The sequence below is a fragment of the Sphingorhabdus sp. genome (genome assembly GCF_046154385.1).
GTDB lineage: Bacteria > Pseudomonadota > Alphaproteobacteria > Sphingomonadales > Sphingomonadaceae > Sphingorhabdus_B.
Map to the genome: position 1 here is coordinate 1 of NZ_JBJXFW010000030.1, position 10,233 is coordinate 10,233.

11 protein-coding genes are annotated in these 10,233 nt (G+C 56.0%); 7 read left to right on the plus strand and 4 right to left on the minus strand.

The window, feature by feature from the left end:
• Positions 1–79 precede the first annotated feature (79 nt).
• Genes ACKVOS_RS05710 through ispG form a run of 4 tightly spaced genes read right to left on the minus strand, consistent with a single transcriptional unit; the run spans position 80 to position 3,305 of the window.
• Entirely contained in the window at positions 80–652 is a 573-nt protein-coding gene (locus ACKVOS_RS05710) for a thioredoxin family protein (protein WP_409211051.1), read from the minus strand.
• Complete coding sequence (locus ACKVOS_RS05715) at positions 595–1,089, minus strand: GNAT family N-acetyltransferase (protein ID WP_409211052.1); 495 nt, start codon at positions 1,087–1,089, stop codon at positions 595–597. Before ACKVOS_RS05715 ends, ACKVOS_RS05710 begins: the two co-directional genes overlap by 58 nt.
• Positions 1,090–1,099: 10 nt before the next feature.
• Positions 1,100–2,110: an amidohydrolase family protein gene (locus ACKVOS_RS05720; protein ID WP_409211053.1), complete on the minus strand. Its 1,011-nt coding sequence runs from the start codon at positions 2,108–2,110 to the stop codon at positions 1,100–1,102.
• Between the two features lie 55 nt (positions 2,111–2,165).
• Entirely contained in the window at positions 2,166–3,305 is a 1,140-nt protein-coding gene (gene ispG, locus ACKVOS_RS05725; RefSeq protein ID WP_409211054.1) for a flavodoxin-dependent (E)-4-hydroxy-3-methylbut-2-enyl-diphosphate synthase, read from the minus strand.
• Between the two features lie 177 nt (positions 3,306–3,482).
• Between ispG and ACKVOS_RS05730 the strand changes: the two genes are divergently transcribed.
• From ACKVOS_RS05730 to ccoG, 7 genes are all read left to right on the plus strand, one after another.
• Positions 3,483–4,517, plus strand: coding sequence for an isoaspartyl peptidase/L-asparaginase family protein (locus tag ACKVOS_RS05730; RefSeq protein ID WP_409211055.1), 1,035 nt, complete (start codon positions 3,483–3,485; stop codon positions 4,515–4,517).
• Positions 4,518–4,570: 53 nt separating this feature from the next.
• Entirely contained in the window at positions 4,571–5,407 is an 837-nt protein-coding gene (locus ACKVOS_RS05735; RefSeq protein WP_409211056.1) for a S1/P1 nuclease, read from the plus strand.
• A gap of 99 nt (positions 5,408–5,506) precedes the next feature.
• Complete coding sequence (gene ccoN / locus ACKVOS_RS05740; protein ID WP_409211057.1) at positions 5,507–7,165, plus strand: cytochrome-c oxidase, cbb3-type subunit I; 1,659 nt, start codon at positions 5,507–5,509, stop codon at positions 7,163–7,165.
• Between the two features lie 12 nt (positions 7,166–7,177).
• Positions 7,178–7,924 (plus strand): cytochrome-c oxidase, cbb3-type subunit II, encoded by a 747-nt coding sequence (ccoO, locus tag ACKVOS_RS05745; protein WP_409211058.1) that lies wholly within the window; start codon positions 7,178–7,180, stop codon positions 7,922–7,924.
• A complete protein-coding gene (locus ACKVOS_RS05750) occupies positions 7,921–8,079 on the plus strand; it encodes a cbb3-type cytochrome c oxidase subunit 3 (protein WP_409211059.1) in 159 nt (52 codons plus the stop codon). The genes ccoO and ACKVOS_RS05750 overlap by 4 nt, the downstream gene beginning before the upstream one ends.
• Positions 8,072–9,004, plus strand: a complete 933-nt coding sequence (gene ccoP, locus ACKVOS_RS05755) for a cytochrome-c oxidase, cbb3-type subunit III (RefSeq protein WP_409211060.1) — start codon at positions 8,072–8,074, stop codon at positions 9,002–9,004. The genes ACKVOS_RS05750 and ccoP overlap by 8 nt, the downstream gene beginning before the upstream one ends.
• The coding region (gene ccoG, locus ACKVOS_RS05760; RefSeq protein WP_409211061.1) for a cytochrome c oxidase accessory protein CcoG at positions 8,991–10,233 on the plus strand (1,243 nt) is incomplete at its 3' end. The genes ccoP and ccoG, both read left to right, overlap by 14 nt.

The following is a 10,233-nucleotide window of genomic DNA, read 5'->3' on the forward strand; positions in this document are numbered from 1 at the left end:
GCATCCATCAACGAAAAGGTCGCAATCCCCGCGCACGCGACCAGGAAAGGAATCGCCGGTCTGGGATGGAGGCCGGCCATCAGGATGCGGGTTTGAACATTGCAAAGTAACGGTAGATGTCTTCTTCGCTCCGGCTTGCTGCATTGCGCCAACTGATCGCGTCTTTTTTGCTGTTCAACAATATGCCGTCTGAAGAGACGACCATCACCAGCGGCGTATTTTTGACCTTTTTGATACCAAAACGCCGCGCGATATCGAGATTGCGGCCCTCACCCGTTTGCGGCGTCCCGACGTCGACATAAACGATGCGATAGCGGTCGCGCATCATGTTCATGAAACGGGGCGTGTCGAGCCATCCGGCCAGGCCGACACTGTCGTGGCACCAGTTGGCACCCAAGATTACGAGCACCGTTTTGCCATCCCGCTTTGCATCGGCCAGCGCGCGGTCAACGTCGGTTTGGGCATCACGATCTGCGAAAAAGGCAAGCCCCTCAGGGTTCGCTTTATGGCTAGCTATTGCAGGCGGCGGGACTGGTAAACGTGGTTCGGACGCGGGTGTTGCGGCGATCAACAGTGCAAGCAATAGTCCGCCGGTCATGCTGCACCCGCCAGTGTCGCCAACGCGTCGCCATCCACGCGGAACGTCGTCCATTCATCCATCGGCTTGGCGCCCAAAGCCTTGTAAAAGCGGATGGCCGGTTCGTTCCAGTCAAGCACCCACCATTCCAGCCGCGCGCAATCGCGTTCGACCGCCAAATGCGCCAACCGTTGAAGGAACGCCTTGCCAAGCCCTGTGCCCCGAGCTTCGGGACGGACGAACAAATCTTCCAGATAGATTCCAGGCTTTCCTTCGAATGTCGAGAAATTGTGGAAGAACAACGCGAAGCCCTGCGCCGCGCCGTCCACTTCGCCTATCAGAACTTCGGCATAGGGACGCCCCCCTGCACTCTGGCCAAACAGCCGTTCGCCAAGAGCAGCTTCGTCAAAACGAACTTCATGCGACAGCCGCTCATATTCAGCCAAATCGCGAATGAATTGGGCGATTAGGGGAAGGTCGGCGGGTGTAGCCATCCGGATTGCATGGTTCATCTGATTTACCTCACATCGATTGATGCTTGGCAATTGTTGCCGCATCCAGCCTTAGAAAACGCGCCGCATTGTTATAAAAAATGTTCCGCTTTTGCGCCTCGTTTAGAAAGGGCGCGTCCTTGATAACCTGAATGCTGCGCTCAATAGTTTCAGGCCAAACCATCTGGTCCGATCCGAACATGATCCGTTCGCCGAAGCCAGCGTCGACCAGCGACTGCAAATAACGGTAAAAGGTAGGTCGTGGCTGAGTATAAACAATCACGCCGGTATCCAGATAAACCTGCGGATGCGCGTAGAGAAGCGCCATCGTATCATCGAGATAGGGGAAGCCGGCATGCATGACGTTCACCCGTAACTTGGGATGCTTCACGAGCACCTCCTCAAGCAATGTCGGGTTTGACAGCTTGGCCCGATAGCCACTTCCGGGGAAGTAAGCGATACCCGGCGCGCCGGGACCCATGTGGATTGCAACGGGAACATCGTTCGCTTCGGCGGCTGCCCACAAGTCCTTGAGCCGCGCGTCGTCGGGAGCAATGCCGTCATATTGGAAACCCAGTTCGCCCAACACCGCAATGCCGCCACTTTTCTTAATGTCAGCCAATTCCTTGCCGAATTCTGCCGGAATGGGCAGATCAGGCATTAGGCTGGGCATGACGCGATCAGGCGAAGCCGCCTTCCACGCCTGCAGCAATTTCATTCGGCCGCTGACCACGCCGATGACATTATGTTTTTCCATTACGGCAAGAGACTGGCGCATGACCTCTTCCGTCGTTTCAGGCGACCAGATGGGATCGGTGCAGTTCGGCTTTTTGAACGTCCCTACAAACATGTCGAGAATAGTCTTGCTATTGTCCCATGTCGGCATCGGGTTGAGCGGAGTACACATCGCCAAAGGAGGCGGCCCCTGATCATCGGCCGTCAGTGCATGGATATGCATGTCAATTATCGGCTCGCGCGCCGCAACATTCCCTGCATAGCCAAGCAGTCCGGCAGCCACCACGGCCGATAACATCTTCTTCATACACGCAAACTCCCCTGATTTGAATTTTAGGGGATTGCACCTCGTCACTTATGCGTCAAGCGGCCTTACCGTGCAGCGTATCCATGCTGACGCTTGCCCCTGCGTCTATTTCCGCCGCCTTTGCCTCGACCAGCTTGACTATATGGCTGATCATGTCGGAATCTTCGACATGGTGGTCGGTCACGCCCGACAGATAGACCATATGTTTGCCGTTGCCGCCGCCTGTGATGCCGATGTCGGTTTCGCGCGCTTCGCCCGGGCCGTTTACCACACATCCCAGGACCGAAAGGCTCATCGGTGTCTTGATATGGCCGAGTGCATCTTCCAGTTTCTGCACCGTGCGGATCACGTCAAAGCCCTGCCGCGCGCAACTTGGGCAGCTCACCACCCGCACGCCGCGGGTGCGCAGGCCCAGTGATTTCAGGATTTCATAGCCGACGCGGACTTCTTCTTCCGGTTCGGCGGAGAGTGACACGCGAATGGTGTCCCCAATCCCGGCCCAAAGCAAATTCCCCATACCGATGGAAGATTTAACCGTGCCGCCGATCAAGCCACCGGCTTCGGTAATTCCAAGATGCAACGGACAATCAACCGCATCGGCCAGCCCCATATAGGCAGCAACCGCGAGGAAAACGTCGGACGCCTTCACCGCGACCTTATATTCATGAAAATCCCGGTCTTGCAGCAATTTGATATGATCGAGCGCGCTTTCAATCAGCGCCTCGGGGCACGGCTCGCCGTATTTTTCGAGCAAGTCTTTTTCCAGGCTGCCCGCATTTACACCGATCCGGATTGCGCAGCCATTGGCCTTGGCCGCGTTCACCACCTCGTTCACGCGGTCCGCCGAGCCGATATTGCCCGGGTTGATCCGCAAACATGCCGCACCTGCGTCTGCGGCCTCAAGCGCGCGTTTATAATGGAAATGGATATCGGCAACGATGGGCACGTTTGCTGCACGGACGATCTGCTTGAGCGCGGCGGTACTCTCTACATCCGGGCAAGACACGCGGATAATGTCCGCGCCCGCATCTTCACACCGGCGGATCTGGTCAATCGTTGCACCGGCATCGCTGGTCAGCGTGTTGGTCATGGTTTGCACCGTAATCGGAGCATCCCCGCCAACAGGGACGTTACCAACCATGATCTGGCGAGACGAACGGCGCGCAATATCGCGCCAGGGGCGTATGGAAGACATGGATCGGATATAGAACCAATAGATTTTGGCCGCAATCGCGAAGGTGCACCAAATAGACATGGCACCGATAATGTCTTTATTTAGCAGCCTTGTGCTGACACATATGATTGGGTTCAAGTGGCAAGGGCGCGTGACAGTCGCTTCGACCCTGGAAAAATGTTCTACCAAAGGATTGATATGGCGAAATTTTTCTGTTCATTATGGTTTCTATTGATACTATCTGGCACAACATCGATTGCCGCGCATCCGGGCGGTCATGATCGTGATTTGGAAGGGGAAAGCGTGACAGCCGAAAAGAAATGGACACTGGTTATTCACGGCGGCGCGGGCAGCATGTTGCGTGATACGATGCCGGCCGAAAAAGACGCCGCTGCACGCGCCGGGTTGACCCGCGCATTGGAGGCGGGATCGGCTGTTTTGGAAAAAGGCGGAACCGCAATGGATGCGGTCAGCGCCGCAATCATGATTCTGGAAGATGACGAACATTTCAACGCCGGTAAAGGCGCTGTGTTTACCTATAAGGGCATCAATGAGCTTGATGCAGCGATCATGGATGGCAAAACCTTAGGCGCAGGCGCTGTCACCGGTGCGCGATATACAAAAAACCCGATCCTACTTGCCCGTGCGGTGATGGAAAAGAGCCCGCATGTCATGCTCAGCCGCGAAGGCGCTGATGAATTCAGCCGTGAACAGGGGTTGGAACAAGTAAACCCGGATTATTTTGCAACACCCGAACGCTGGCGGCAATTGGAGGAATTAAAGGCCAAGAAACTGGGCTGGTATGATGTCGACCTGAAATACGGCACCGTAGGCGCTGTCGCGGTGGACACGCATGGTGATGTTGCCGCTGGCACATCAACCGGTGGGCTAACCGGGAAGCGCTGGGGCCGTATTGGCGACAGTCCGGTGATTGGCGCCGGCAATTATGCCGATAACAGGGCGTGTGCCGTATCGGCAACCGGCGCGGGCGAATTTTTCATCCGCCTTGGTGTTGCGCACGAAATTTGCGCGCGGATGCGAATGCTGGGTGAAGATTCCAAAATTGCGGCGGATCATGTGCTGAAAGAATTGGAGTTGCTGGGCGGAACGGGCGGCGTGATCGTGACAGATCCTGATGGTACCGCGACCATTTCGTTCAACACGCCCGGAATGTATCGCGGGAAAGCGACCAGCGCAGGCGACAAGATGGTTGCGATTTACGGGGATGAGTAAGCCCCGCAATTTCAGCAATTAATATGTAACATGAACGGGTTACGGGCAGCCGCATGAAACGCTTCTTTATAGCATTGATTGTTTTCGCGCTACCGCTTCAACCCGCTCAAGCATGGTCGCAATATGGCCATGAAACGGTGGCCAAGATCGCGCACGCCAATATTTCCGACGCGGCCCGCGCCCAGCTGCGGCGTTTGTTGCGCGCCGCGCCGCTTATCGGCACCCCAAAATGCCCATTGCAGAATATAGAGGACGCAAGCGTTTGGGCGGATTGCATCAGGCGCGATCAAGTGCGTTGGGGGTATAGCAGCAGCTGGCATTACCAGAATGTCGATATTTGCAAGCCGTTCGACCTGCAAAGCGCATGTGCGGGAGGCAATTGTGTTTCGGCGCAGATTGATCGCAACTTTGCCTTGCTAAAGGACAAAGCACTGCCCACCCATGTCCGGTTGGAGGCATTGGCGTTTCTGGTGCATTTTGTCGGTGATTTGCACCAACCATTGCATGCAGGCGACCGGCGTGATCGCGGCGGAAATGATGTTCGCGCTAATTATGGAGTCATTCCGGGGCAGAATCTGCACTCTATTTGGGACGGTGCATTGGCCGAGCGGGCAATATCAGCTGCGCCGCGCATCGTGAGGCGTTTTTCGGAACAAGAAGCTGCGGAAAAGGCAAAGGGAACTTCACGCGACTGGAGTGAGGAAAATTGGGCTCTATCCCGTGACATTGCCTATCAACGCGCCGTCGATGGCGACCCATGCGGTCCAAAAGCAGAGCAGCCGGTCACGATAGATGAAGCCGATGTAGCCGCCACGCGCGCCGCATTGCGATTACAAATCGAGCGGAGCGGACTGCGGCTCGCCAGGTTGCTGGAACAGGCTCTGATTTAACTGTCGCAACGCATTTGTTGACCTAGGTCAATGAATGCCTTTCCCAAAAGGTCCATCGCCAGTCCGAACCGCTGACAGACTGGCGGTCGGGGAACGATAATGGATATTCTTTTAACGCGCGTGGGTGCGTGGTTGTTTGTGGCATTTCTTGCTTTCATTGCAATGGCAGCAGGGGCGGATCAGGCCTATTCCTTCCATATGGGGATTGTCTGCATAGCCGCGCTTTTGGCGATGCTGGCATCGATGAACGGGTTTGATTTTCTGACCCAGCGTTTTCCGGCGCTTGGCGGATCCGCCGTTCAGTCCCGTTATGATGACGACCCTATCCGCTGGGGGGTGATTGCGACATTATTCTGGGGCATCGCAGGCTTTACAGTCGGGCTGGTCATCGCTTTGCAGCTCGCCTTTCCGGCGTTGAACCTGAACCTTGAATACACCACCTTCGGCCGCCTGCGTCCTTTGCACACCTCGGCCGTCATTTTCGCATTTGGAGGCAATGCGCTGATCGCGACAAGTTTCTATGTCGTCCAGCGCACGTGTCGGGCGAGACTCGCCTTCCCCGGTCTCGCCCGTTTTGTTTTCTGGGGCTATCAGCTCTTTATCGTGCTCGCGGCCACCGGCTATCTGATGGGCGTAACCGAAGGCAAGGAATATGCCGAGCCCGAATGGTATGTCGACATCTGGCTGACCGTGGTTTGGGTCAGCTATCTGGCGGTTTTTGTCGGCACGATCGTAAAGCGCAAAGAGCCGCATATCTATGTCGCCAACTGGTTTTACCTCAGCTTCATCATCACCGTGGCGATGCTGCATCTGGTCAACAACCTGTCGATGCCCGTCAGCATCTTTGGATCCAAAAGCTATAGCGCCTTTGCAGGGGTCCAGGACGCGCTGACCCAATGGTGGTACGGCCACAATGCCGTCGGATTTTTCCTGACCGCCGGTTTCCTTGCGATGATGTATTATTTTGTGCCCAAGCAAGCGGAACGCCCGGTCTATTCCTATCGCCTTTCCATCGTCCATTTTTGGTCGTTGATTTTCCTCTACATCTGGGCAGGGCCGCACCATTTGCATTACACCGCACTGCCCGACTGGGCGCAGACGCTGGGGATGGTGTTCTCGATCATCTTGTGGATGCCAAGCTGGGGCGGGATGATAAATGGCCTGATGACGCTGAACGGTGCATGGGACAAGATCCGGACCGATCCGATCATCCGCATGATGGTCATGGCGCTCGCATTTTACGGCATGAGCACGTTTGAAGGACCGATGCTGTCGATCAAGGCCGTCAACAGCCTGTCGCATTACACCGACTGGACCATCGGCCATGTGCACAGCGGCGCGTTGGGCTGGAACGGTATGATTACTTTTGCCTGCCTATATTATCTGTTCCCGCGGCTTTGGGGCCGGGCCCGCATGTATTCGTTGCGGATGATTAACTGGCACTTCTGGCTCTCCACTCTGGGCATCGTCTTTTACGCGTCCGCAATGTGGGTATCGGGCATCATGCAAGGTCTGATGTGGCGTGAATATGGGGCCGATGGCTATCTGGTTTACTCGTTCGTCGAAACCGTCGCGGCCATGTTCCCCATGTACCTGATCCGGGCCTTTGGCGGGCTGCTCTATCTCTCGGGTGCGCTGGTCATGGTCTACAATGTGTGGATGACGGTGGCAGGCAAGCTGCGCGACGAAAAACCGATGACCGAAACGCCTTATAATCCTGAAGCTGACCGGCCCTATGTCGCCGTTCCGGCCGAATAAGGAGCATCTTTAATGACAAGCAAATCCGAAACCGCAGCCTTCAGCCACAAAAATCTGGAGCGTAATGTGACCCTGCTCGGGCTATGCGCTCTTGGTGCAGTGGTCATTGGCGGGATTGTCGAAATTGCCCCGCTGTTCTGGATCGATTCCACAGTCGAAAAGGTTGAAGGGATGCGCCCTTACACCCCGCTCGAGTTGACGGGTCGGAACATATATGTCCGCGAAGGGTGCTATTTGTGCCACAGCCAGATGATCCGCCCGTTCCGTGACGAGGTGGAGCGTTACGGCCCCTACAGCCTGGCGGCGGAGAGCATGTACGACCATCCATTCCAATGGGGTTCCAAGCGCACCGGGCCTGATCTGGCCCGCGTGGGTGGCCGCTATTCGGACGAATGGCATCGCGCCCATTTGAAAGACCCGCGCAGTGTCGTGCCGGAATCCATCATGCCACCTTATGCGTTTTTGGCAGAGCGCGAGATCAAGGTTGGCGATATGACGGCCCATTTAACGGCGCTGTCTCGTGTCGGCGTACCTTACAGCCGTGAAGCTATCCAACAGGCCGATGCCGATCTGGTCGCGCAAGCCGACCCCAACGCCGACGGCGAAGCATTGAAGAAGCGATATCCCAAGGCGCAGGTCCGTGATTTTGACGGCAACCCTTCCCAGGTGACCGAAATGGATGCGGTTGTCGCTTATCTGCAAATGATCGGAACGCTGGTCGATCATCAAAAGGCCAAAGCTTATGAGCAACCACGATGACCTATAACGACCTTCGCCACTTTGCTGACAGCTGGGGTCTTCTCACCATGGGGATTTTGTTCCTCATTCTGGTCGCATGGCCGTTTCGCAAAGGAGCTGCACGACGCAACGAAGATGCGGCACATATCATATTCAGGGATGATGAAAATGACTGAGAACAAACGCGTTGATGCGGCCACGGGTACGCAAACAGTCGGTCATGAATGGGACGGCATTGAAGAGCTCGATACGCCCATGCCACGTTGGTGGGTGCTGTCATTTTGGGGCACGATTGTCTGGGGCATCATTTATATTCTGCTGTATCCCGCAATTCCGTTACTTAATAGCGCCACACCCGGCCTGTGGAACTGGACGAGCCGGGGTGAGTTGCAGCAGGAGCTAAAAGCGGAAACTCTCCGCCGTGCGCCGGTCACCAGCGCGCTTGCCGCAATTCCGGTCGAACAATTGGCCGGCAATGAAAAGCTTTACCAAGCCGCCATTGAAGGGGGCCGGGCGGCGTTCAAGGTGCATTGTGTGCAATGCCACGGGTCGGGCGCAGCCGGTTCAAAAGGCTATCCCAATCTGAATGATGATGACTGGCTTTGGGGCGGTGACCTGCCTGCGATCCATACGACATTGACCCATGGTATTAGACAGCCCGATTATGACGCGACCCGTTTTTCCCAGATGCCCGCCTTTGAAGGCGTGTTGAGCGTCGGCGAAATCGATGCCGTTGTGAGTTATGTGCAGACACTATCGGGCAAAGCTAAACCGGGTCCGCTTTCCGCGAGCGGTGGTCCATTGTTTGCCAACAATTGTGCGTCTTGTCACGGAGCCGACGGCAAGGGATTGCGCGAATTTGGCGCGCCAAATCTGACCGATAAAATCTGGCTTTATGGCGGCGATGCGGCCAGCATCAAGACAACCGTCAACAAGGCGCGTTATGGTGTGATGCCCCGCTGGAACAATCGCCTGGATCCGATCACCATCAAAATGCTGGCGGTCTATGTACACTCGCTTGGCGGTGGCGAAGCAAATGCGGCGTCGGACAAAGCTGTGGCTGGTGACCCGGCAAAGGTCGTCGCCAATGTCCGCCCCTGATGACCTGATCGCGCCACATCAGCCCCTGTATGAAGCGCGTAAAGGTGTATATCCCAAAGCAGTCGACGGATTTTTCCGCCGTTTGAAATGGGCCATCATGGCCGTAACGCTGGCCATATATTACATCACCCCGTGGATCCGGTGGGATCGCGGTCCCTATGCGCCAGACCAGGCTGTGCTGGTCGATCTGGCCAACCGCCGTTTTTATATGTTCCAGATCGAAATCTGGCCGCATGAATTTTATTATGTCGTCGGCCTGTTGGTAATGGCCGGAATAGGCCTGTTCCTTCTGACAAGTGCGGTTGGTCGCGCGTGGTGCGGATATTCATGTCCACAAACCGTATGGACCGATCTGTTCCAGCATGTCGAACGCTTCATTGATGGCGATCGCAACGCGCAAGTGCGACTGGCAAAGGCCGCTTGGGGGCCTGGGAAAATCACCAAAAGGCTGGGGAAATGGTCGATCTGGCTGTTCATTGCCTTTTGGACGGGCGGCGCATGGATCATGTATTTTGCCGACGCGCCCACGCTGGTGCGCGATTTCTGGTCGGGCAATGCGGATCCCATTGCTTATGCCACGGTTGGTATATTGGCGGCGACGACATTTATCTTTGGCGGTTTCTTGCGCGAACAGGTGTGCATTTACATGTGCCCGTGGCCACGCATCCAGACCGCGATGATGGATGAAAAATCCCTGCTGGTCACATATAAGGATTGGCGCGGCGAACAGCGAGGCAGCCTGAAAGCGGCGCAGGCTGATCCACAAAAATTTGGCGACTGTATCGATTGCAACCAATGCGTAGCCGTGTGCCCGACCGGTATCGACATCCGCGAAGGCCCGCAAATCGGCTGCATCACCTGCGCGTTGTGTATCGACGCATGCGACACAGTGATGGAACAGATCGGCAAGCCAAGGGGTCTGATCGACTATTGCACCTTAGACGATGCCGAAATCGAAAAAAAGGGCGGGACCGGCCAAGCGGTGACAAAAACATTGTTCCGGCCGCGAACGATCATCTATTTCGGTATCTGGGTAAGCATCGGCCTTGCGATGCTCTTCACATTGGGCCAACGGACGCGCCTTGACCTTGCGGTCCAGCATGAACGGAACCCCGTTTATGTGCGATTGTCCGACGGCACAATCCGCAACAATTACACCTTGAAAATCCGCAATATGGAAGCGCGACCAAGGATCGTGGATGTGTATATGGAAGGCCTGCCGGGCGGGG

Bases quoted from the DNA above. Each gene is read 5' to 3' on its own strand.
- ACKVOS_RS05710 (WP_409211051.1), bottom strand. From the start codon at position 652: ATGGACGACGTTCCGCGTGGATGGCGACGCGTTGGCGACACTGGCGGG.
- ACKVOS_RS05715 (WP_409211052.1), bottom strand. From the start codon at position 1,089: ATGAACCATGCAATCCGGATGGCTACACCCGCCGACCTTCCCCTAATC.
- ACKVOS_RS05720 (WP_409211053.1), bottom strand. From the start codon at position 2,110: ATGAAGAAGATGTTATCGGCCGTGGTGGCTGCCGGACTGCTTGGCTAT.
- ispG (WP_409211054.1), bottom strand. From the start codon at position 3,305: ATGTCTTCCATACGCCCCTGGCGCGATATTGCGCGCCGTTCGTCTCGC.
- ACKVOS_RS05730 (WP_409211055.1), top strand. From the start codon at position 3,483: ATGGCGAAATTTTTCTGTTCATTATGGTTTCTATTGATACTATCTGGC.
- ACKVOS_RS05735 (WP_409211056.1), top strand. From the start codon at position 4,571: ATGAAACGCTTCTTTATAGCATTGATTGTTTTCGCGCTACCGCTTCAA.
- ccoN (WP_409211057.1), top strand. From the start codon at position 5,507: ATGGATATTCTTTTAACGCGCGTGGGTGCGTGGTTGTTTGTGGCATTT.
- ccoO (WP_409211058.1), top strand. From the start codon at position 7,178: ATGACAAGCAAATCCGAAACCGCAGCCTTCAGCCACAAAAATCTGGAG.
- ACKVOS_RS05750 (WP_409211059.1), top strand. From the start codon at position 7,921: ATGACCTATAACGACCTTCGCCACTTTGCTGACAGCTGGGGTCTTCTC.
- ccoP (WP_409211060.1), top strand. From the start codon at position 8,072: ATGACTGAGAACAAACGCGTTGATGCGGCCACGGGTACGCAAACAGTC.